Source organism: Mesorhizobium sp. BH1-1-4, from assembly GCF_020165665.1.
In the GTDB taxonomy this organism is placed as follows: Bacteria; Pseudomonadota; Alphaproteobacteria; order Rhizobiales; family Rhizobiaceae; genus Mesorhizobium.
This window is the reverse complement of record NZ_JAIUIN010000004.1, coordinates 364527-386160: the sequence shown is the minus strand read 5'-3', so window position 1 is coordinate 386160 and position 21634 is coordinate 364527. Positions and strand designations below refer to the sequence as shown.

Annotated in this window: 20 protein-coding genes; 8 read left to right on the top strand and 12 right to left on the bottom strand. The window is 61.0% G+C overall.

What is annotated here, in order from left to right; translation table 11 throughout:
• Positions 1-317: 317 nt before the first annotated feature.
• Positions 318-599, bottom strand: a complete 282-nt coding sequence (locus tag LB569_RS10705) for a hypothetical protein (protein WP_224692206.1) — start codon at positions 597-599, stop codon at positions 318-320.
• An 89-nt stretch (positions 600-688) separates the two neighbouring features.
• Between LB569_RS10705 and LB569_RS10700 the strand changes: the two genes are divergently transcribed.
• Positions 689-1462: a DUF1353 domain-containing protein gene (locus LB569_RS10700; RefSeq protein ID WP_224692205.1), complete on the top strand. Its 774-nt coding sequence runs from the start codon at positions 689-691 to the stop codon at positions 1460-1462.
• A 127-nt stretch (positions 1463-1589) separates the two neighbouring features.
• Here LB569_RS10700 and LB569_RS10695 read toward each other — a convergent pair whose 3' ends face one another.
• From LB569_RS10695 to LB569_RS10645, 11 genes are all read right to left on the bottom strand, one after another.
• Positions 1590-2111, bottom strand: coding sequence for a helix-turn-helix domain-containing protein (locus LB569_RS10695; protein WP_224692204.1), 522 nt, complete (start codon positions 2109-2111; stop codon positions 1590-1592).
• Between the two features lie 391 nt (positions 2112-2502).
• Positions 2503-3894: an amidase gene (locus tag LB569_RS10690; protein WP_224692203.1), complete on the bottom strand. Its 1392-nt coding sequence runs from the start codon at positions 3892-3894 to the stop codon at positions 2503-2505.
• A 9-nt stretch (positions 3895-3903) separates the two neighbouring features.
• A complete protein-coding gene (locus LB569_RS10685) occupies positions 3904-5358 on the bottom strand; it encodes an NAD-dependent succinate-semialdehyde dehydrogenase (RefSeq protein WP_224692202.1) in 1455 nt (484 codons plus the stop codon).
• A 26-nt stretch (positions 5359-5384) separates the two neighbouring features.
• Positions 5385-6461, bottom strand: a complete 1077-nt coding sequence (locus LB569_RS10680) for an ABC transporter ATP-binding protein (RefSeq protein ID WP_224692201.1) — start codon at positions 6459-6461, stop codon at positions 5385-5387.
• A complete protein-coding gene (locus LB569_RS10675) occupies positions 6458-7258 on the bottom strand; it encodes an ABC transporter permease (RefSeq protein WP_224692200.1) in 801 nt (266 codons plus the stop codon). Before LB569_RS10675 ends, LB569_RS10680 begins: the two co-directional genes overlap by 4 nt.
• Before the next feature lies 1 nt (position 7259).
• On the bottom strand, positions 7260-8120 hold the full coding sequence (locus LB569_RS10670; protein WP_224692199.1) for an ABC transporter permease: 861 nt from the start codon (positions 8118-8120) through the stop codon (positions 7260-7262).
• Positions 8121-8180: 60 nt separating this feature from the next.
• Positions 8181-9200, bottom strand: a complete 1020-nt coding sequence (locus tag LB569_RS10665) for an ABC transporter substrate-binding protein (protein ID WP_224692198.1) — start codon at positions 9198-9200, stop codon at positions 8181-8183.
• Positions 9201-9283: 83 nt separating this feature from the next.
• Complete coding sequence (locus tag LB569_RS10660; protein ID WP_224692197.1) at positions 9284-10759, bottom strand: aldehyde dehydrogenase; 1476 nt, start codon at positions 10757-10759, stop codon at positions 9284-9286.
• 19 nt (positions 10760-10778) lie between these two features.
• The gene (locus LB569_RS10655) at positions 10779-11816 is read right to left on the bottom strand and encodes an LLM class flavin-dependent oxidoreductase (protein WP_224692309.1); all 1038 of its coding nucleotides are present in this window, start codon (positions 11814-11816) and stop codon (positions 10779-10781) included.
• 1 nt (position 11817) lies between these two features.
• Positions 11818-13518: an alpha/beta fold hydrolase gene (locus LB569_RS10650; RefSeq protein ID WP_318013108.1), complete on the bottom strand. Its 1701-nt coding sequence runs from the start codon at positions 13516-13518 to the stop codon at positions 11818-11820.
• Positions 13519-13621: 103 nt separating this feature from the next.
• Entirely contained in the window at positions 13622-14209 is a 588-nt protein-coding gene (locus LB569_RS10645; protein ID WP_224692195.1) for an amino acid synthesis family protein, read from the bottom strand.
• Between the two features lie 133 nt (positions 14210-14342).
• Between LB569_RS10645 and LB569_RS10640 the strand changes: the two genes are divergently transcribed.
• The 7 genes from LB569_RS10640 to LB569_RS10605 all read left to right on the top strand — a co-directional run bounded on the left by LB569_RS10640 (position 14343) and on the right by LB569_RS10605 (position 21362).
• Positions 14343-15011: a GntR family transcriptional regulator gene (locus LB569_RS10640; protein ID WP_224692194.1), complete on the top strand. Its 669-nt coding sequence runs from the start codon at positions 14343-14345 to the stop codon at positions 15009-15011.
• Positions 15012-15231: 220 nt separating this feature from the next.
• Positions 15232-16344: a PotD/PotF family extracellular solute-binding protein gene (locus LB569_RS10635; protein ID WP_224692193.1), complete on the top strand. Its 1113-nt coding sequence runs from the start codon at positions 15232-15234 to the stop codon at positions 16342-16344.
• A gap of 66 nt (positions 16345-16410) precedes the next feature.
• On the top strand, positions 16411-17508 hold the full coding sequence (locus tag LB569_RS10625; RefSeq protein WP_263494402.1) for an ABC transporter permease: 1098 nt from the start codon (positions 16411-16413) through the stop codon (positions 17506-17508).
• Positions 17457-18296: an ABC transporter permease gene (locus LB569_RS10620; RefSeq protein WP_224692190.1), complete on the top strand. Its 840-nt coding sequence runs from the start codon at positions 17457-17459 to the stop codon at positions 18294-18296. The genes LB569_RS10625 and LB569_RS10620 overlap by 52 nt, the downstream gene beginning before the upstream one ends.
• A gap of 13 nt (positions 18297-18309) precedes the next feature.
• Positions 18310-19413: an ABC transporter ATP-binding protein gene (locus LB569_RS10615; RefSeq protein ID WP_224692189.1), complete on the top strand. Its 1104-nt coding sequence runs from the start codon at positions 18310-18312 to the stop codon at positions 19411-19413.
• A 436-nt stretch (positions 19414-19849) separates the two neighbouring features.
• Positions 19850-20119: a helix-turn-helix domain-containing protein gene (locus tag LB569_RS10610; RefSeq protein ID WP_224692188.1), complete on the top strand. Its 270-nt coding sequence runs from the start codon at positions 19850-19852 to the stop codon at positions 20117-20119.
• Positions 20097-21362, top strand: a complete 1266-nt coding sequence (locus LB569_RS10605; RefSeq protein ID WP_224692187.1) for a type II toxin-antitoxin system HipA family toxin — start codon at positions 20097-20099, stop codon at positions 21360-21362. The genes LB569_RS10610 and LB569_RS10605 overlap by 23 nt, the downstream gene beginning before the upstream one ends.
• Positions 21363-21634 lie beyond the last annotated feature (272 nt).

The following is a 21634-nucleotide window of genomic DNA, read 5'->3' as shown; positions in this document are numbered from 1 at the left end:
ATCGTCTGCAATGCACTTCCGATGCTCGCCATAGCGCGGGACCGGAGAGCCACTCTTGCGTTCATCAAGCGCCAACGCCGTAATGTTGCTCGAGTTCATGGGCAACACGCAATCGTCGGCGAAGGCGCCGCGTTCGACGCCTTGCCTCGTTTCTCGTACGCCTTCGCAGTCGATGACACCGACGCCATTAAATTTGACGCCGAGAAACTGACCCCTGTTTCAGGGAGCATCCGGAATTTGCCTCGGCCTGCTGCGTGTCACCAACCTCAAGACAGCCCGGCGAAGGGCGCCATTTGACGGCCTGGATTAGGGTCACGTCACAAGTTTTTCAGCAGCCAGCTACGAGCCCTTTCGCTAAATCCATGCCACGCGCCTTCGTGTGTGAGTTCCACGACAAGAAGTTCGTCGTTGTCGTCGAGGAATGGAACCAGGTCATCCCTGATCAACTCGGCAGTGAGATCTGTTACAACGATGAACGTAGAATCCAAGTGCGCCCAGTACCTCGGATACTTCGCCTTGATGTGGTTGCGTAGCGCCGTGTTTTTAGCAGAGTAGTTTTCACCCTCGCGGTTCAGGTCATAACCAATCAGACAGCTCATTCATTTCCCCCTATTAAAAAATTAGACAGTATGGCATGTCCATTCCCGCCACCGCCGTGGTAAGTAGATAACAGAGGAAAACAGCCCCCATGTTCGGCCTGCGTCAGTTATCACACCTGCTCGTTCTCGCGAAGTCTTATGCGGCACTGTCTATTGTCTTGGTGCTGTTAGCCGGCGTGCGGGTCGCGCATGCCGATTTCGTCGGGAGTCTCGTATTGTCGCCCACAGGGTGCGAAAGCACCGGTCACTGCGAGCTCGGCGCTGACTTCGGCTTCATCGACCCTAAGGGTGTCGGCTGGCAGGCCGCCAAGGGGCTGATCACCGATGGCGCCAGCATTCCTCCATGGGCGCAGCCGATTGTCGGGAAGCCCTTCGACGAGAGCTTTGTCAAGGCGGCGATCATCCACGATCACTATTGCGACCGGCATGTCCGCTCTTGGCGCCTGACCCACCGGGTCTTCTACGACGCCTTGCGTGCAAGCGCGGTGGGTTCCGATAAGGCCGGCATCATGTATTTTGCCATCCTGGTCGGCGGCCCGAAATGGATCAAGCTCGTAAAGGGCAAGCCATGCGGGGTTGGACTGGGCTGCATCAACCAGGTCGGTGCCAGCCTGCAGTTGCCGGGGACCGGGCTCTCGGGGGATGAGAACGGCGGATTGATCGCGGTCCGCGGCCCGCAATACGGAACAGCCAAATTCGCGAAGACCATGGCGGACAACTTGCCTCAACTCGAGGCCCAGGGCGGATCACTGACCCCCGAGATGGTGGAGCAAGAGGCCAGTCAGGCCATGGTCGCCGACGTGTTTTTCGCCAACGGTGACGAGACTGGCACTACGCTGGATATCAAGGTCGAAACGAAATAGTTGACGACGCCCACCATTCCGGCAACTGCGTCAGGTCCGCGTGGTGGATTCCCGCCGCGGCCATCGCGTGGGCGACCGAGGGGCCGCGCGATGGTGTCGGCCGTTCCGATGGCCCCCTAGTCTTAGACTAGGTAGAGGGCGCAGCCACTTCGTCCTCCATATCGAGCGATTTTTCGACTGCCTGCGGATTCCGGGCGATGGTCCAAAGGAGAGTATTCGCCGCTGCATCCGGTTCCGAGCGACCTTGCTCCCAGTTTCGAAGCGTTGCCAGATCGAGGCCATACCTCACGGAGAACGCCTCCTGGGACAGCTTCGTGCCATCCCGGACTTCGCGAACGCTTAGCGGCCGCGGCGCATGAACCTTCGCGATCACTCCTGCGGACGAGAGTTCATCCTTCAGTGCCCGAAGGTCGTCGACGCAGGGAACCGTCACGAATGCCTTGCCTTGATCAACCATCTCTGTGAGGACCGCGTGGGCCGTCCTCAGCGGCAGCCGTCTCTTGACGAGAACCCGAGCAGCCTCAGGAGTATTCGCGCCGTGTAGAAAGCTGAGACTCAGCCGGACGGGAGAGCCTGACGACACTTGGACGACGTCCCGGGTTCGCACCCGTTGTCCGAACCGCTCCATGAACTTCAATGTAGTCGACATTAAGCTTCTCCGCGATCACTCGACCGAGCTTGCGCAATTTGGGCCAACCCCACTGGACCTGAGCATCGCCCCCAATAGGAGGTCACGGACGACCAAATGGTTGCTGCCCATCTCGACGTCCCCCCAAGAGCTGAAGCACGCCGTCGGGCGTGACAACATCAAAGAGGAGGCATGGGTCCTCCGATATGTCAGCCTCAAGAATGATTTCGATGTCATCAGGCTGCACACGGCGATCCATACGCAAATTGCTTATAGAAAGCAGGTCAGGTACTGGCGAGCGTCAAGGCCTAACCGATCTCCGAATGGTCGGGACGCTGGCAACATCCGAATCGTGCCACCTTGGTCCAGTCTAGGCCTGATCGACAGGGCATGAAGATCGCAGAGCTTACCTTCAGTAACCAGGGCCGCCCTCAACGCTGTGACAGAGCTGCAAGACAACATCGTCCCTTCCGAAAGCGCCAAAAAACAGAACCCCGACGGGCAAGCCACCGTCCTCGGGTGACCATACCGGGAGGGTTGCGACAGGGCCGCCGGTGAGATTGGCGTACATGTTGAAAGGTGAAAAGCCGGTCCAGTCCTCGGGAACCGAACATCCGTCGATGACCGCTGGCGGCGTCCTTAACGGAAACGCCCTGCAAGCGGTTGCTGGCGCCAGCAGAATGTCGAAGGATTCGAAATAGGTTTCAAATGCGCTTTTGATCCTTTGCCGCCGATAGCCGGCATTGAGCAGTTGAGTGGCGGTGATGTGACGTCCACGTTCCAGCACGTGGCGCGTCTCGCGATGAAGCTCGGCGCCGTCCTCGTCGAGCAGGAAACCGCGCTTAGCGTATTCGTACGCGCAACCGATGGTATCGATGATCTCACCCGGCGGCTCGATCGGGAGAGACACCTCGTCGACATGGTGTCCCAAACGCGAGAGCAGCGCTGCGATCTTATGCACGGCGGCGCGGCATGCCGGTTCGACCGGCAGGTCGGGATGCGCAACCAGCCAGCCGATGCGCAACCGCGGCAATGGCCTGTCGAGACCGTCGGTGAACGCTGTCGAGCGCTGGAGGCGACATGCGTATGGATCGCGGCTGTCAAAGCCCACCGTCACGTCGAGCGCCAAGGCAGCATCCCGGGCTGAATTGGTGATCGGCCCGACATCGTAGAGGCTCGGCCAGTCGTCCCAGTTCGGCCAGACCGGGATCGCTCGGTGCGAGGGCTTGATACCGAACGTTCCGCAAAATGCACTCGGAATGGTAATCGAGCCGGCGGTGTCTGTTCCGGTTGCCAGCGGCACGATGCCGGCGGCAATGGCTGCGGCCGATCCGCCACTCGACCCTCCCGAGGTCCTGCTTGGGTCGCACGGGTTGGAGCAGTCCGGTCCAAGCAGGTTTGTCGTTTCGCCGAGCAGCGTGAATTCCGGCGTGTTGGTCTTGCCCACGATAATCGCGCCGGCAGCCCTGAGACGCTCGACATGGATTGTATCCCTGTCGGGAACATGATTGCCGTAGAATTTGGAACCAAACGTCGTGCGGGTTCCCTTGGTCGCCTCCGCATCCTTTATGGCGATCGGGACACCGAGAAGCGGCGGCAAAGGGCCACCTTTGTCCAATAGCCGTTCTGCTTGTCGAGCAGCCTGCATGGCCTCGGCCTCACAAACGGTGAGAAAGGCGTGCAGGCGCGGGTTTTGCACTTCGATTTGGTGAAGACTGGCTTCAACCGCTTCCAAGGGAGTGATGTCCCGCGAAACGATGAGGTCTCTCAAGTCCTTCAGCGAGCGAAGATTGACATCGACCATCTGCCCGCCTCAGCTCATTACACCGACCAAGGCGTATTTTTTCTCGACATATTCGTCGATGCCATGATGCGACCCCTCACGCGAATTGCCGCTTTCCTTGATGCCGCCGAACGGCGCCAGTTCTGTCGAAATCGCACCCGAATTGATGCCGACCATGCCGTATTCAAGGCGTTCGGCCACGCGGAAGACCCGAGCTACGTCCCGGGTATAGAAATACGCGGCGAGACCGAACGCGGTATCGTTGGCCTTGGCAATCACCTCCTCGTCACTCTCAAAGCGGAAAACCGGTGCAAGCGGGCCAAAGGTTTCCTCCTGCGCCAGATCCATGCTGTCGTTGACCTCGGTCAGGATTGTCGGTTCGAAGAAAGTGCGCCCAAGCGCATGCCGGTGTCCGCCAACGACAACACGGCCGCCTTTGGCCACGGCATCGGCAACATGGCGCTCGACCTTTTTCACCGCCGCTTCGTTGATCAACGGGCCTTGTGTTACGTCTTTCCCGGTTCCCACCCCTATCCGCAAGGCTTGAACCGCGGCCGTCAGCTTTTCCACGAACGCCTCATAGACGTCGCAATGCACGTAGAACCGGTTGGTGCACACGCAGGTCTGGCCCATATTGCGGAATTTCGACACCATCGCGCCTTCGACAGCAGCGTCGAGGTCGGCATCGGCAAAGACAATGAACGGGGCATTGCCGCCGAGTTCCAGTGCCACTTTCTTCACAGTGCCGGCGCACTGGCGCATCAAAAGCTTGCCGACATTGGTTGAGCCGGTGAAGCTGACCAGCCGCACCGCCGGATGGGAGGTCAACACCGATCCAATCGCTTCGGCATCCCCAGTGATCACGTTGACCACGCCGGCTGGAAAGCCGGCACGCTGCATCAGTTCAGCCAGCGACAATGCGGTCAACGGCGTCTCGGGGGCCGGCTTCACCACAACGGTGCAACCTGCGGCCAGCGCGGGTGCCACCTTGCGCGTGATCATGGCCGCCGGAAAATTCCAGGGCGTAATTGCGGCGACAACACCGACCGGTTGGCGCAAGACAAGGATCCTGGCGTCGGTGCGATGACTGGGGAGGATTTCGCCGGCAATCCGCGTGGCTTCCTCGGCATAGTATTCAACATAGGCGGCGGCATAGTCGATCTCACCCAGCGCCTCCGCGTGCGGCTTGCCCTGCTCGGCGGTCAGGATGCTGGCAAGATCGTTGCGGTGCTCGACAATGAGATCGAACCAGCGCCGCAGAATCCGGCTCCGATCCTTGGCCGTGCGGTCGGCCCAGCCTGTGAACGCCCGCTTTGCGGCATCCACTGCCTGGGTCACTTCCTTGATCCCAAAGCGGGGAACATGCGCGATCAGCGTGCCGTCGGCCGGATTTTCGACTGGATCGCGCGGCGTCCCGACAAATTCGCCGTCGACAAGGCAGCGGAGTTGAAGGAGGCTCGCGTCGGCCAGCGGCGGGAGGGTCATCGGCAGGAGCTTTCTCGATAGGGCAGTCATGCGGGAAACAGGAATGCCGCCGTCGGATCGAAAAACACCTGCCGGCTGCAGGGCGACACATCCTGCGCCTGCATGGCGGCCGAGGTCGGCCTGATGTCGAGCCCCTCGCCGCCGACGGTGCGCGCGACGATGCGCCGACGCTCGCCGTAGAAGGCGACGTCGACGATCTCGACATTGAGTTCCGCGCTCGCCGAGCTCCGCTCCATCCCAAACGCTTCCGGCCGGATCATCAGCCTGGTCTTTTGACCTTTCCCAAATGTACCGTTGGCCCTGACCCCGGATACCACAGAGCCATCAGCCAGCCGGATCGTTGCCGCGCCATCGTTGGTGTCGAGATGTTCGGCGGCGAGGAAATTCGAATTGCCGATAAAACCGGCGACGAAATCGGTGGCTGGCCGCAGATAAAGGTCTTCGCCGGTGCCGGTCTGCTCGATGCGGCCGTCCCGGAACAAAGCGATCCGGTCCGACAGATGCAGCGCCTCTTCCTGGTCGTGGGTGACGTAAAGGATGGTGACGCCGGTCTCGCGATGGATGCGGCGGATCTCGCCCTGGATCTCCTCACGCAATTTCTTGTCGAGCGCCGACAGAGGCTCGTCCATCAACAGGATCGGCGGATCGTAGGCCAGAGCACGGGCCAGCGCGACGCGCTGCTGCTGGCCGCCAGAAAGGGCTCCGGGCAAGCGCGCGGCGAAGCTTTCGAGCCGCACCAGGGCCAGCATGTCGGCAACCTTCTTCTTCACCTCGGCCTCCGGCCGGCGGCGAACCCTCAGCGGGAAGGCGACGTTCTCGGCCACCGTCAAATGCGGAAACAGCGTGTAGCGCTGGAAAACCATGCCGATGTTGCGCTTGTGCGACGGCACGGCAAGCAGCGACTTTCCTTCCAGCTCGACATCGCCGGAACTCGGATCCTGGAAGCCGGCGATGGCATAGAGCGTCGTCGATTTTCCAGAACCGGAAGGACCGAGGAAGGTCAGGAACTCGCCTTTGGGTATGTCGAGGGTGACGTCGTGCACGGCAGTGATCGCCCCGAACGCCTTGCGCAGATTGCGGATGGAGAGGAAGGGCTGGGTCATGTCTTGACCTTTCGTTGCAGCAGCGCCGTCACCACCATAAGGGCCAGCGTCAGACCGACCAGCAGGCTGGAGGCGGCGGCGATGACCGGGCTCAGATCCGAGCGCAGACTGCCCCAGATCTTGACCGGCAAGGTCTGCAGGCTCGGGCTCGCCATGAAGATCGCCACCACGACCTCGTCCCAGGAGGCGAGGAAGGAAAAGATCGCGGCGGAAAAGATGCCGATCCTTATCGACGGCAAGGTGATCCTGAGCTTTGCCTCGAGTGGGCTGGCGCCGCAGACAATCGCGGCATCCTCGATCGACTTGTCAAAGCCTTCGAGCGCCGTGGCGATCGGAATGATCGCGAAGGGCAAGGCAAGCACGGTATGGGCGATGACGAAGCCGATCGTGGTGCCGCCGAGGCCTAGGCGCAGGAAGAAGGCATAGATGGCGATGGCAAAGACGACGACAGGCAGCACCATCGGCGTCAGCAGCAGGCCGCGCAGGATCTCACGCCCGGCAAACCGGCCGCGAACCAGGGCGAAGGAAGCGAGCAGGCCGATCACCACGGACAGGATCGCCGTCATGGTGGCGATGCGGGCGCTGGTCAGCGCCGCCTCGAGCCAGGCCGGGTCGGCAAACAGTTCCTGGTACCATTTGAGCGTCCAGCCGGGCGGCGGAAAGGCCAGCCAGCGCGACGAGCCGAACGACAGCAGAACGATGAAGACGACAGGCAACAGAAGAAAGCCGGCGACCAGCGCGGTGAAGCCGAGTAGCGCAACTTTCAGCCAACCCATGCGGTCATAGTCGAGCAGCATCTCAGGCGCCTCCGTCCATGCGCCTGGCGCCGACGAGGCGCAGCTGCAGCGCGTAGAGCGCCATGGTGACGACAAGCAGGATGAAGGCGGCGGCGCTGCCGAGCCCCCAGTTGAGCAGCGACTGGATCATCTGCGCGATCATTTCGGCCAGCATCATGTTCGACGTGCCGCCGAGCAGTGCCGGCGTGACGAAGTATCCGAGCGACATGACGAAGACCATCAGGCCGCCGGCGGCGATGCCGGGCAGCGAGAGCGGCAAGAGGATGCGGCGGAAGGCCTGGAAGGGGCTGGCGCCGCACAGTGCGGCCGCGCGCAGCGTCATCGGGTCGATCGCCCGCAGCGTGCCGACCAGCGGCAGGATCATGAAGGGCAGCATGATGTAGACCATGCCGATGGTGACGCCGGTTAGATTGTTGATGAGCGGCAGCGGCTGGTCAATGATTCCGGTGGCGATCAGCGTGCGGTTGATGACACCGGTGCGCTGCAGCAGCACCATCCAGGCATAGGTGCGGGTGAGCAGATTGGTCCACATCGACAGGATGATGACGCCGAAGACCAGCGAGGCCAGCGCCGAGGGCATGATCGCCAGCATCCAGGCGACTGGAAAGGCGACGAGGACGGTGACGATAGTGACCACCGAAGCGACCAGGAAGGTGTTGAAGAACACCCTAGCATAGGTGCCGTCACCCAGCAGCGTCGCGTAGTTCTGCAGGCCGGGAGCGGGTTCGGTGATGCTGCGCAACAAAAGGGCCAGCACCGGGACGACGAAGAAGAGCGTGATCAGGATCAGCGCCGGCAGCAGGCCACCTAAGCCTGCCGGCAGCCTGAATGATCCAAAGCTCTGACGCGTTTCGACCGACATGGCGGGAACCTGTTTGTGGGAGCGAGACAGCTGGAGCCGCCTCGTCCCGTTCTGTTGCGGTTACTTTGCCTGCCAAGCGTACCAGCGCGTGGCGATCTCGTCGCGGTGCTCGGCCCAGTAGTTCATGTCGAGGTTGATCTGTCCGTCGACATGGGCGTCCGGCAGCGACTTCACGACGTCCGCCGCCATTTCGGCCTTGGCCTTGGTGTTGATGGGCGCATAGCCGCTGGCTGCGGCGAATTTCGCCTGGCCGGCCGGGCTGCTTGCCGCAGCCAGGAACTTCATCGCCGCATCCTTGTTCTTGGCGCCCTTCGGCACCACCAGAACGTCGGCCGCCGTCAGGTTCTGGTTCCAGGACACGCCGACATCGGCTTCGTCATGCTGAAGCGCGAAGACGCGACCGTTCCACAGCTGGCCGAATGCGGCTTCACCGGAAGCGATCAACTGCTGCGATTCCGCGCCGCCGCTCCACCAGACGATATCGGACTTGATGGTGTCGAGCTTCTTGAAGGCGCGGTCGAGATCGAGCGGGTAGAGCTTGTCGGCGGGAACGCCGTCCGCCAGCAGCGCGATCTCGATGACGCCGGGCGCCGACCATTTGTAGAAAGTCCGCTTGCCCGGAAACTTCTTCGTGTCGAACATGTCGGCCCAGCCGGCAGGTTCGCCCGACACCGCGCCCTTGTTCCAGGCGAGCACGAAGGAATAGTAGAAGCTGCCGACGGCATGGTCGGTGGTGAAGCGCGGATCGAGATCGGCCTTCGGCACCACAGTGAAATCGATCGGCTCCAGCAGGCCATCCTTGGCCGCCTTGATGGCGAAATCCATCTCGACGTCGACGACATCCCAGTTGACGCTGCCGGCGTCGACCATCGCCTTCAGCTTGCCATAGTCGGTCGGACCGTCCTGCATGACCTTGATGCCGGATGCGGCCGTGAACGGTTCGGCCCAGGATTTGGTCTGCGCTTCCTGGGTCGTCCCGCCCCAGGAGGTGAACACCATGTCCTCGGCCCTTGCGGCCGTCGTTGCCAGAAGTGTGGTTGCGAAAAATCCGGCAAGGATGCCGGTGGTGATCAGTTTCATGTCGTTCTCCTCTGTTTGTTTTCGTTGTTGGCTGTTCGCGACCGGCGTTTTCGCCTTGATCGCGTTTCCCCGGCCCGCGGCGGCTACCGCATGACGAAAGGATCGGGAATCGGGTCGTCCGAGGTGCGTATCCACACCGACTTCGAACGCGTGTAGTCACGGATCGCGTCCATGCCGCCTTCGCGGCCGAGGCCGGACAGGCCATAGCCGCCAAATGGAACCAGCGGCGAGACGGCCCGGTAGGTGTTGATCCAGACCACGCCGGCATGGATGCCACGCGCCATACGGTGGGCCTTGGCAAGATTGGTGGTGAAGACGCCGGACGCCAGGCCGAACGGCGTGTCGTTGGCAAGCGCGAGCGCCTCGACTTCGGTATCGAAGGCGATCACGCTCAGCACCGGACCGAACAGTTCTTCGCGCACGCAGGCGAGGTTCTGATCGGGTGCTTCGATGATCGTCGGTGCATAATAGAAGCCGTCCGGCTTGCCCTCGACGCGCGTGCCGCCGGTGATCAGTCGCCCACCCGTAGCCAGGCTTTGGGTAACGACATTTTCGATCCATTCGCGCTGTCGCGACGTGGCCAGCGGCCCCATTTCGGTTGCGGGATCCTGCGGATCGCCGATCCTGATTGCTTCGGCTTTGTGCTTGAGCCGGACGAGGAATTCGTCCTTAACCGAACGCTCGATCAGCAGGCGCGAGCCGGCGACGCAGCTCTGGCCGGTGGCGGCGAAGATGCCGGCGACGACGGCGTTGGCGGCGCTGTCGAGATCGGCATCGGCAAACACGACGACGGGACTTTTGCCGCCCAGTTCGAGCGTCGTGTAGGCAAGATTTGCGACCGTGTTCCTGACGATGGCGCGCGCTGTTGATGGGCCTCCGGTAAAGGCGACGCGCGAGACCAGCGGGTGGCTGGTCATGCGGTGGCCGCAATCGTGTCCGAACCCGGTCAGGATGTTAACGGTCCCAGCAGGGAAGCCTGCCTCATGGACAAGTTCAGCGAAGGCGAGCAGCGGGGCGGGGCCGTCTTCTGACGCTTTGAGAACGACGGTGCAGCCGGCGGCAAGCGCCGGACCGAGCTTGACGGCCGACAGGAAGAGCTGCGAATTCCACGGCACGATGGCGGCGACGACGCCGATCGGCTCGGGCCGGATCGTCACCTCCATGTCGGCCTTGTCGATGGGGACAAACGTGCCTTCATGCTTGTCGGCCAACCCGCCATAGTAACGATAGTAGTCGCCGACATAGGCGATCTGGGCGCGGGTCTCGCGAATGATCTTGCCAGTATCGCGGGTCTCGAGCTCGGCCAGCCGGTCGGCGTTGGCAACGACGAGATCACCGAGCCGCACCAAAAGCTTGCCCCGCGCCGTTGCCGTCATCGCCGCCCACGCGCCGGAGCGCAACGCCCGGTCAGCGGCTTCAACGGCGCGATCGACATCGGCCTCGGTCGCCGCCGGCATCGTCGCCCAGGCGGTTGCGGTCGACGGATCGAGACTTTCGAAGGTCGCCGATGGCGCATCGAAGCGGCCGTCGATGAAATTTCTGAACGTGGTTGCGGTCATGGCCCGGCTCGGTTCTGGTTCAGGTGAAGGCCGGCATTACCCGGTCGATAAACAGCTGCAGTGATTTCTTCTTGCGCTCGTGCGCAAGGCCGCTGTCGATCCAGATCGAGTACTGATCATAGCCAAGTGCCTCATAAGCCTTCAGCCGACCAATCACCTCGCCGGGCTCGCCGATGACCAGGTTTTCGCGAATCTTTGCTGGCGCATACTGTGGCATGGCGGCAATCTCATCTTCCGTGAGCGGCTCCAGAATGCCCTGGCGCACCGGTTTCTTGTTTTGGAACCAGGCGCCGAACTGGCAGTAGAAGTGCGACAGATCCTTCGTCAGCTGCTCGGCATCGGCGGCGTCCTCGGCAACGAATGTGTGCATCAGCAGCATGATGTCCGGCCGCGCCATGTCCGGGTGCGCGGCACATGCTGCGTTAAAACGCTCCATCAGGCTCGTTACTTCGCCATCGCCCGAGGCCAGCGGGGTCACCTGGACGTTGCAGCCGTTGGAAATGGCAAAGTCGTGCGAGTTGGGATCGCGCGCCGCCACCCAGATCGGCGGGTGCGGCTTTTGCACCGGCTTGGGCGACGAGGTGGTGGGAGGAAACGACCAGAACTCATTGGACAACTCGAAGTCACCATCCCACAGGCCCTTGATGGCGGGGATGATCTCGCGCATCCGCTGACCGGCACCCCAGGCGTCGAGCCCCGGGAAAAGACGTTGGTATTCGTAGGAATAGGCGCCGCGCGCGATGCCGATATCGAGCCGACCGCCAGTGATGACGTCGGTCATGGCCGCTTCGCCGGCCAGCTTGATCGGATGCCAGAACGGCGCGATGACCGTTCCGGTACCGAGGCGGATGCGCGTCGTCTTGGCGCCGAGATAGGCGATGTTGATGAACGGGTTAGGTGAAATGGTGAATTCCATGCCGTGATGTTCGCCGATCCAGGCGGTTTCAAAGCTGGCGCCCTCGGCCATCAGCACCAGTTCCTCGAGCTCGTCGATAAGCTCGGCATGAGGCTTTGACGCATCCGAGCGTTCCATGTGTACAAAAAGAGAAAACTTCATTTTATTCACCTGCGTCTGGAGATGGGCGCACGACCGGGGCGGGCCGCGCGAGCGGCCGCACCTCCCCTTCGATTTCATTTCCGACATAGACCCCAAAAGCGTCCTCCCTCCGCTCGCGAACATAGCGGGCGAGCATTGAACTTACCGCGGGGTCAGCGATCTTCAGGTCGCAGATCCGGTCGATGTCGATGAAGCGAGCCTGAGGATCTCTGGACGAGGCCTTGTCGAGCGTGCCGAGATAGTAGACATGGGCGCGCGCGGGCTGGCCGGCATCGTCCCAGACCGCGAACAAAAACCCGAGCTGGGCGTCGATGGCGCGGGCGGCGAGCCTTCCCTTCAGGCTCTTGGCGATGCCCGGGGTGCCGAGGCCATGGCCAAGGGGCAGCTCATGGCTCCCATCCGCTGTTTCGAAGAACAGCACACGGCCTTCATTCTCCAGGATGGCGCCGACTTCCATGTCGGGCGGCACCGTCGCCAGCGCTTCCTGGCTGAGGCCGAGATTCACATAGGCACCGCGGCAATAGCCCAGCGGTTGCGCTCCGTTATGGCTGAAATCGCGAACGCGACCGATCAGGATGGAATGGTCGCCGGCATCGATCAGTTGATCAAGATCGCAATCGAAGATCGCGGCCGAACCGTCGATCAACGGGCTGCCGGTCGATCCGGAGCGCCACGCGACGGTCGCGAACTTGTCCGCCGCCTTTGAGGCGAAGATGCCCGAAGCTGTCTTCTGGCCCTCGCACAGGACGTTGATCGAAAAGCTCTTCGAAGCCGAAAAAACCGGGTGCCCGTAAGCCTTCTTCGCGATGCAGACCAGCACCAGCGGGGGATCGAGCGAGACTGAGGTGAAGGAATTGGCGGTGAATCCCCTTGGCTGGCCATCGGGGCCGATTGTGGCGACGATGGTGACGCCGGTCAGGAAAGAACCCAGCGCCCGCCTGAACTCCGTAGCGTCGAAGGCGGTATCCATTTCTGATCTCCCTGGCTTTCCATCGCCGTCGTCTGTCTCAAGAAACGCTACAATCTGGCTCGTCACTTTTTGGGGCGACGCGAGCGCCATCATGTGTCTTTCGCCGGCCAGCACGATGCATTGGCCTCGCGGCGCCAGATGCGCCATCGCGGCTGACATTGTAGGCGATGAGTTGCGATCCTCGGACCCGGTCATGAACAGAGCTGGCATGGCCAGGCGCGGGAGGCTGTCGGCATGTTCGGCATCTGCCCGCGCAAAAAGGCGATAGGTACGAGCGTAGCCTTGCTGGCTGACCTTCTCAAGCGCGGCACGGGCCATGGCCGCGGCCTCGGCTTGATCGCCAGACACGGTATCGCCGAACCAGCGGGCGACGGTCGCCGCGATGCCGGAAGGATCGGCATGGCCGTTAAGGTCGGCGGCACGAGCGCGTACCGCTTCTGCCAAGGCCGGGGGGCGACGAAATACGGCATTGAGCGAAACAAGTTTGCGAACCCGTTCAGGGGCACGAAGCGCCACTTCCTGGCCGACAAGGGCACCCATCGAATGGCCGACGATCGACAAGCGTTCGAGACCGAGATGGTCGAGAAGGCCGATGACCTGGTTCGCGTAGTCCGAGAGATTGGCCTCTTCCGGCGGCTGTGGCGAGGAACCATGTCCCAGCATGTCAATGGCGATTACGTCGTAGCGACTTTCAAGCAAAGCGATCTGAGGCTGCCAGATCGCCGCATTCATGCCGACCCCATGGATCAACAGGATCGGCTCGCCAGTGCCTGAGCGAATATAAGCCGTGCCATCGGGCGACTTCTCGCGGACCCGATCCGGCATGACGAAACCTTCAGCCATGGAGATCGCCGACTTCCTTGAGATCCTGGTAGCGGTCGCCGATACGGTGATGGGGGCGCCCGCCGATCGAAGCGCCGAGCGCGATCACGAGTTCGTCGGGCGCCGGCGCATCGGCAATCTGGAAGTGCACGGTCAGGTAGTGAGAGCGTCTACCTTCATCGTTCTTGTCCATCAGCGGAATCATGATCGAGGTGTTCGGGCCTCCACGCAGATTGGTGAAGGCAAGGTAGGTCTTGGCGCCGACGGCGCGCCGGTAGTGATTTCCAAAATGCAGGGTATGGATGAGCGCCGAGGCGTGCTCGATTTCGCCCGCCGTGCCGCAAATAGCTGCCTTGCCATAGCCCTCGATCGCCTCGCCGGAACCGGCGACGGCAAGAATCTCACGGGTCAGCAACTCGCCGAGCACCGGCGCATAGGCCCGTATCGCGGGCGACAAGTCCTCGGTAAAGTCCTTGCCTGCCCATGGGTTGTCCAAAACAGCTGCGACGCCTATCAGCCGCAGCGGCCTTGCAGCCGCCTTGCCCCCCTCGATCAGGGTGGTCTCGACGTGGGTCACGATCTTTCGAATGGCAGGGCTCATAGAGGTCCTCAGGAAAATCGTAAAGGCTGAACTTATCGCATTCCGTCTTATGGTATACCATACTATTATCTGCCAAAGCGCCTTGTCAACAGCTATTCGAATCTGGTTTCTTCATTCCCGAAAGGACCATCTCATGAACGACACACTTCGCATCGAGCGCTCGACGAAAACGCTGCGGACCCTGGCGCTGGAACGCATGCGTGAAGCGATCATGGATTTTCGGTTCCAGCCAGGGGAACGGCTTGTCGAACGGCCGCTTTGCGAGCAACTCGGCGTCAGTCGTTCCGTGGTTCGCGAAGTGCTGCGGCAGTTGGAGGCCGAGGGCCTGGTCCAGATGATTCCAGGGCACGGGCCCGCGGTAGCGCGACCAGACCTCAGCCGTACGGAGGAGATCTACGAATTGCGTGCCTTGCTTGAGGGGATAGCGGCGCGCGCCTGCGCGCTCACGGCCACCAGCGAACAGATTGAGGGTCTCGAACGCGCCTATGAGGATCTGCTCAAGGCTTGGGCGTCAAGCATTCCCGTCGAGGTGATGCGGGCAACATCGCGCTTTTACGAGAACTTGTTTGTTGCCGCAGGAAAGCTTATCGCCTGGGAAATCGTGCAAGGATTGAACGTGCGCATCAATCAATTGCGATCGATGACGATCGCCTCACCCAACCGGCGCGGGCCCGCGATCGCCGAGATGGAAGATATCATGAACGCGATAAGGGCACGTGACGCCGACAAGGCCCAAGCCGCCGCCCGACACCATGTCGAGCAGGCATGGAACATCGCGCGGCTATCCTTGCGTCCCAGCTGATTTTCTCCTGACGCTGCCACTCTTTTGAATCAGCAAAGCTGACCCCAACCGCACATGCGGCCCGCTGGGCGCGCGTGCCCGCCTCCTCCCCTCATTTTTGTTAGGGCCGCTCCTTTGGGACCCGTTTGCCTTGCGCTCGTCGATTGACAAAGCACGCTCGATATGAAAATCGTAAGATGGAATACCATAAGATGGTACATGGGATTGGAGGAAGCTTGCCGTGAACAACAATGATCGCATGCTCGACGCAATACGCACCGGCCGTCTGAACAGACGTCAGTTCGGCCACCTCCTGGCCGGCTTGGGAGTCGTCGTCACATCGACCGCCTATGGAGGACCAGCGGCCGCCGATGAGGAACAGCCGACCTTCTTCACCTGGGCGACGATGGATGTGCCAGATTTCTTCCCAACCTATGTTGCCAAGCATGGCGTGCCGCCAAAATTTGCCGTGTTCGGCGATCAGGACGAGGCAATCCTGAAGGTTCGCGGCGGCTTCAAGCCGGATGTCGTCTATCCGCAATCCTACACAATCCGCCGCTGGCACGAGGCCGGGCTGGTGGAACCGATCGACACCTCGAAACTCAGCAACTGGGACGACATTTTCCCAAGCCTGCGCGGTCTCGACGGCGTGCAGATCGATGGCGAAACGGTGTGGGTGCCAACCGACTGGGGACTCAGCTCCGTGCTGGTCCGCACCGATCTGGCGCCGGACTACGCAAAGGCCGACACCTGGGATATTCTGTGGGACAAGAAATACTCCGGCCGATTGGCGGCGTTGGACAGCATGGCCGACGCGGTTGGTGCTGCTGCACTGCATGCCGGCGTCAACGCCTACAACATGTCGGAAGATGACGTCGCCAAGGTTCGTGCAGCGCTGGTCGAGCAGCGGCCGCTGCTGCGTTTCTACTCCAACGATCCAACGACCCTGCAACAGGCACTGACCTCCGGCGAGATAGTTGCCGCCAACACCTGGAACGATTCTTACGTTTCGATGAAGGCGCAGGGCCTGCCAGTACGCTATATGCGCCCCAAGCAAGGCATCATGGCCTGGGTTGGCGGTCTTTCCATCGTCAAGGGTACCCCGCACAAGGAACTGGCCCATGAGGTGATCGACGCCTACCTCGACCGCAAGGCGCGGGCGTTCGGCATGTCACAATACGGCTACGGCAGCGCGACGGCTGGCGGTTTCGCAGCCGTTGATGATGCCACATTGCAGCGCCTCGACCTGCCACGCGACCCGGCGGACCTGCTGGCCAAAAGCATCGTGCAGGTCCCAATGAAGAACCAGAACGCCATTCAGCAGATGTTTGAGCAAGTCAAGCAGGGCATGTGAGGCACGCGCCCGGTTCGAACTGATGGATCATTTGGACCACATCATCGTCGGTGCGGGTGCGGCCGGTTGCTTGCCCCCCAACCGGCTGTCCAGCGATCCGTCGATTTCGGTCCTGTTCGAAACGGGTCCGGCAGATCGCGGCTGGCAAATCCACATGCCGGCCGCGCTCGCCTGTCCGATGCAGAACCCACGGCTGAACTGGGGCTCTCAAACCGAGCCACAGGGTCATCCGGTCGGCCCGCATTGGCGGAGCACGTAGCGATGAGCGATATGAACCCCAAATCCGGATTTTTGCATTCCCTGGTTCATCGAAGCGACGCGACGCGTGGATATCTGCTGCTGGGCCCGGCGCTGCTGGTCGCCGCCGGCACACTTGTGGTGCCGCTGTGCATCCTTTTCGCCTACAGCTTCTGGACGCAAAAAGACTTGGAGGTCGAGCGAAGCTGGGTGCTGCAGAACTACCTTGGATTCTTTGCCAATGTGACCTATCTCGGCATCCTTGCCAAATCGGTCGCAGTGTCGCTGGCGGCGACGGTGCTGGTGCTGGTGCTGTCCTATCCGGTGGCTGCCTTCATCGCCCTGAAGGGCGGCAGGCACAAGACGACGCTGCTGCTGGTCATCACCATTCCATTTTGGACAAGCTACCTGCTGCGCGTCTTCGCCTGGAAGATCATCCTGGGCTATAACGGCGTCATCAATTCGGGTCTGATCTGGCTCGGCGTCATCCACCAGCCACTCGAGATCCTTCTTTACAACCCCTATGCGGTGATCATCACGCTGGCCCATGCGTGGGCACCGTTCGCTTTGCTGCCCATTTACATCAGCATTGAAAAGATCGACCGCTCGCTGATCGAGGCCGCCCACGACCTTGGCGACGGCGCATGGTATACGTTCTGGCGTGTACTTTTGCCACTATCGCGTCCAGGCCTGATCGCGGCCGGCATGCTGGTCTTCATTCCCACGGTTGGCGACTACGTCACCCCGCAACTGGTCGGGGGCACCTCTGGAATGATGATCGGCAACGTCGTTCAATCGATGTTCGGACGCGCCAACAACTGGCCGCTTGGCGCGGCAATCTCCATCGTCACCATGGTCGTCGTTACCATCATCGCTTGCGCGATTCTGTGGGGAACGGGCAGCAAGACCGGGCAGGCACGCCGATGAGCCGGAAAACGTATCTTTGGGGCGGTTATACCGCGCTCTACATCGCCGCACTTTATGCCCCGGTGGCGTTCTTGATCATCTTCGCCTTCAATGACAGCACCGCAATCGCGTTTCCGCTCAGCGGCTTCACCACGCGCTGGTTTTCCGCGATGGCCGGTTCACCCGGTCTGGTCGAGGCGCTCGGCAACAGTTTGAAGGTTTCCAGTTCGGCGGCGGTGATCTCCACGGTGCTCGGCACGCTCGCCGCCAAGGCTCTGAGCCGCACGGCGCTGCCCGGCCGCCCGGCGCTGACGGGCATACTGACGCTGCCCCTGCTCATTCCCGGTATCGTCATGGGTATTGCACTTTTGATCGTGTCCGGGACCGTTGGGCTGCAGCTTTCGCTGGTGACCATCGGCATCGCGCACGTCGTCTACACGACCCCGTTCGCGATCCTGATCATGTTGCCTCGCTTCGAGGGCTTCGACCGCAATCTCGAGGAGGTGTCCCTGGACCTCGGCGAAGGCCTGTTCTTCACATTCGTTCGCGTCGTGTTGCCACTTGCTGCGCCCGGCATCGTTTCAAGCCTGCTGCTCACCTTCACGGTGTCGCTCGACGAATTCGTGCTGACCTTCTTCCTTGCCGGCAACGAAACCACGCTGCCGCTCTACATCTGGTCTCAGTTGCGTTTTCCAGGAAAGCTGCCCGGCGTTCTGGCACTCAGCACCTGCATCCTTTGTTTTTCTTTCGTTCTCGTGACGCTGGCGGAATGGGTTCGCCGTCGCGGAACGCCCGCGAATCCGCAATAGGGATTTTGCCATCATGACCACACCTCTCGTTTCGATCCGCAACGTTTCCAAAGTCTTTGGAAATTTCCATGCCACGAAGAACATCACCTTCGACATCGAGGCTGGTGAATTCTTCTCGCTGCTTGGCCCGTCCGGCTGCGGCAAGACCACGCTTTTGCGCATGCTTGGTGGCTTCGACATGCCGACCTCAGGCGAGATTTTCATCGACGGCAAGCCATGCGCGCAGCTTGCACCAAACCGCCGCCCAACCAACATGGTGTTCCAGAGCTACGCGATTTTCCCGCACCTCACGGTGGCCGAGAATATCGCCTATGGGCTTCGCACCATGGCGTTGTCGCGCGAGGAGAAGGCGCAGGTTGTCAAGGATTCCCTGGCCATGATCCAGCTGGGCTCGCTCGGCCATCGCAAACCGCATGAACTGTCGGGCGGGCAACGCCAACGCGTGGCACTGGCTCGGGCTCTTGCGCGCAAGCCCAGGGTGCTGCTGCTCGATGAGCCGCTCTCGGCTCTCGACAAGCAGTTGCGCGAGGACATGCAGTTGGAACTGCGCGAACTGCAACGCAAAGTCGGCATCACATTTGTGTTCGTGACGCATGATCAGGAGGAAGCCCTGGCGTTGTCGGACCGGATCGCCATTCTCTCCAAAGGCGAAGTGATACAGATCGATACTCCGTCTCTCATCTACGAGCAGCCGGCCAACCGCGAAGTCGCCGCCTTCATCGGCTCGATGAATTTCTTCCCGGGCACCTTGCTCGGCTTCGAGGGCGCAAATGCGGTGGTGGATGCCGGACGCGTCGGCCGCATCCTTGTTCAACATGACCCAAACAAAGGAAGAAAGAGCAATGCCGGTGAGCGCGTCGTGGTTGCGGTCAGACCGGAGAAAATCGAATTCGGTCGCAATGCGCCCGAGGCGGTGAACCGCCTGTCTGGCTCGCTTGTGGCGAAATCCTATCTTGGCGACAGGAATCATCTCTTCGTTAGTGTCCATGGCGTCGAAAAACCCGTCGCCCTCTCGTCTCAGAACGCGCACCGAAACGGGGCCGCCGCTGCATCGGAAGCAGTCCCGGTCTGGGTCTCCTGGCCAGCCGAAAACGGGATCCTCCTGCCGGCTCACTGAACCAAAAGAGCCGTGGACCTCAACCCACTCGCGGCGATCTGACCAAACTGCCATGGGGCGCTCCAGCACCATTGGCTATCGGCGCGCGATCGCGCCCAATTGAGCAAGCGGCAGGTTATCGAACCCAGATTGCAACTTCAAACCGGCGTGCCTGTCCCGATCCGACTTGCTGATCATGGCGAGCAAGCGGCCCAAACCACCGCGCGGCCGATGTCGGACGCGTGTTCAACCACGTACATCCCGAGATAATTGGTACAACCCGGCCTGCCCCGGACTCGGCGTTCGTCGTCGGCATGATCGCGATGGTGGTGATCAGGAAGAGCAATGTTCGGCATGCTGATCATAATCAGCAAGATTTTGCGTGGCGGTTGAAACCAGCCAATATTTAAGCTATTATCCTCATAATGTCTTTAAACAGCTAGTATCTGAGGCGAATATGATCGACCTGATCGATCTTGGCAATGAGATCAAGAACGCCAGGAGAAAGCGTAAGCTGACACGCGAGAAGCTCGCCGAGCTTTCCGGAGTCAGTCGGGCAAGGATCGAGGCGCTCGAGAACGGCAGAGTGTCCGACATGGGGTTCAAAGGCGTGCTCGCGCTTATGAACATTGTAGGACTGGATTTCCGGCTGACGACATTCAACAACAAGCGACCCACGCTCGAAGACATCATGGAGGAAGACGATGCTCCGCGTATGGGTAGGTAGCAAGCCAGTCGGCGTGTTGGACAGGTCCGGCAAGCGCGGTTCGACTTTCGTGTACGATGTGAAGGCCGACGACCGTGACGCCGTGTCGCTCACGATGCCGAAGCGAACCCAATCGTGGAATTCGGAGTTCGGCCTCCTTCCCATTTTCGACATGAACCTGCCCGAGGGAGCCCTTGAAGGGAAGATCCGGACGGCTTTTGCCAAGGCATTGGGCCGCTTCGACGACATCGACCTGCTGGCCGTCGTCGGTCGGTCGCAGATCGGCCGCATCCGCTTCACCGGCATGGAAGAGGAACTGGTGGAGGATGTCCCTTTCCGGAGCATTGACGATCTTTTGCGCGCCCGCCGGGAGGGCGATCTCTATAATGAACTCCTGGAAACATACGCAATCCATTCAGGGGTCGCCGGAGTGCAGCCGAAGGTGCTGGTGCGAGCCAGGGAGGAGGATGAGCAGTCGGACGGACGGACGTCGCTCAGCATTCGCGGAGCTACCCACATCGTCAAAATGTGGGACCCCGACGAATATCCCGAATTGGCGGCAAACGAGTTCTTCTGCCTCATGGCAGCTCGGGAAGTCGGTCTCGACGTGCCGGACTTCCGGCTGTCCGAGGATGGCTTCGCTCTCGTGGTCGAGAGATTCGACCTAACCGATGGCTTGTACCTCGGATATGAGGACTTCTGCGTGCTGAACGGCGTCACCAGCAAGGACAAGTACAACGGCGGATACGAAACAAAGCTCTTCAAGCGGATCAAGGAGTTCGCCTCTCCCGAGAAGGCAGTCGGGTCATTGGAAGCCGCTTTCCGCCTGTTCGTGATTAACTGCGCCATCCGCAATGGCGATGCACACCTGAAGAATTTCGGCGTCGTCTACAAAGACGCGGAAAGTCCGGTAGGATTGGCTCCCGTTTATGACCTCATCACGACGAGGGCCTACATCAGGAACGATGCCATGGCGCTTACCCTCGATGGCTCCACTGCTTGGCCCGACCGAAAGAAGCTCGATCGGCTAGGCGTTACCCGCGCGAACCTCCGACCGGGACGCGTAGCGGAGATCATAGAGCAGACCTGCGACACGCTTTCAGACGTTTCGAGACGGGCGAGAGCTTATTTTGAAGAATCCCGTTTCCCTCAGGTCGGCGAAAGGATGCTCAGGGAATGGCAAGCCGGAGTGGGGTCGCTTTGCGGGGGAAAGACGATCCACCTGATGAAGGTTCCAGACGAGAGGCAGCACAAAATAGCTTGAATATTAGCCGTTCCATGTGATTCTGAACAATAAGAGCCAGAATTTAAGCTGTTCAGACAGGTGCCGGGACTCTGCCGCTGGCTTGCAGCTCATCACTCAAAACCAATCCTCCGAGTACCTAGCTAGAGCCGGATGATTTCAGGTCGAATCGACCTGAAATCTGAATCCGGCTCTAAATCAAGGAGATAGAGCATGATGTCGTCCGAAAACCGCTTCACACTTTTCGGCATCATCCTTAGTGTGACCCGGAATGCAGTCGAACGTTTTTCTCG

What these genes read in the sequence shown, in the direction of transcription:
- LB569_RS10650 (WP_318013108.1), bottom strand. Translation starts at nt 13,518, where the DNA reads ATGAATGCGGCGATCTGGCAGCCTCAGATCGCTTTGCTTGAAAGTCGC.
- LB569_RS10660 (WP_224692197.1), bottom strand. Translation starts at nt 10,759, where the DNA reads ATGACCGCAACCACGTTCAGAAATTTCATCGACGGCCGCTTCGATGCG.
- LB569_RS10655 (WP_224692309.1), bottom strand. Translation starts at nt 11,816, where the DNA reads ATGAAGTTTTCTCTTTTTGTACACATGGAACGCTCGGATGCGTCAAAG.
- LB569_RS10665 (WP_224692198.1), bottom strand. Translation starts at nt 9,200, where the DNA reads ATGAAACTGATCACCACCGGCATCCTTGCCGGATTTTTCGCAACCACA.
- LB569_RS10615 (WP_224692189.1), top strand. Translation starts at nt 18,310, where the DNA reads ATGACCACACCTCTCGTTTCGATCCGCAACGTTTCCAAAGTCTTTGGA.
- LB569_RS10675 (WP_224692200.1), bottom strand. Translation starts at nt 7,258, where the DNA reads ATGCTGCTCGACTATGACCGCATGGGTTGGCTGAAAGTTGCGCTACTC.
- LB569_RS10645 (WP_224692195.1), bottom strand. Translation starts at nt 14,209, where the DNA reads ATGAGCCCTGCCATTCGAAAGATCGTGACCCACGTCGAGACCACCCTG.
- LB569_RS10610 (WP_224692188.1), top strand. Translation starts at nt 19,850, where the DNA reads ATGATCGACCTGATCGATCTTGGCAATGAGATCAAGAACGCCAGGAGA.
- LB569_RS10605 (WP_224692187.1), top strand. Translation starts at nt 20,097, where the DNA reads ATGCTCCGCGTATGGGTAGGTAGCAAGCCAGTCGGCGTGTTGGACAGG.
- LB569_RS10685 (WP_224692202.1), bottom strand. Translation starts at nt 5,358, where the DNA reads ATGACCCTCCCGCCGCTGGCCGACGCGAGCCTCCTTCAACTCCGCTGC.
- LB569_RS10690 (WP_224692203.1), bottom strand. Translation starts at nt 3,894, where the DNA reads ATGGTCGATGTCAATCTTCGCTCGCTGAAGGACTTGAGAGACCTCATC.
- LB569_RS10640 (WP_224692194.1), top strand. Translation starts at nt 14,343, where the DNA reads ATGAACGACACACTTCGCATCGAGCGCTCGACGAAAACGCTGCGGACC.
- LB569_RS10700 (WP_224692205.1), top strand. Translation starts at nt 689, where the DNA reads ATGTTCGGCCTGCGTCAGTTATCACACCTGCTCGTTCTCGCGAAGTCT.
- LB569_RS10695 (WP_224692204.1), bottom strand. Translation starts at nt 2,111, where the DNA reads ATGTCGACTACATTGAAGTTCATGGAGCGGTTCGGACAACGGGTGCGA.
- LB569_RS10705 (WP_224692206.1), bottom strand. Translation starts at nt 599, where the DNA reads ATGAGCTGTCTGATTGGTTATGACCTGAACCGCGAGGGTGAAAACTAC.
- LB569_RS10680 (WP_224692201.1), bottom strand. Translation starts at nt 6,461, where the DNA reads ATGACCCAGCCCTTCCTCTCCATCCGCAATCTGCGCAAGGCGTTCGGG.
- LB569_RS10670 (WP_224692199.1), bottom strand. Translation starts at nt 8,120, where the DNA reads ATGTCGGTCGAAACGCGTCAGAGCTTTGGATCATTCAGGCTGCCGGCA.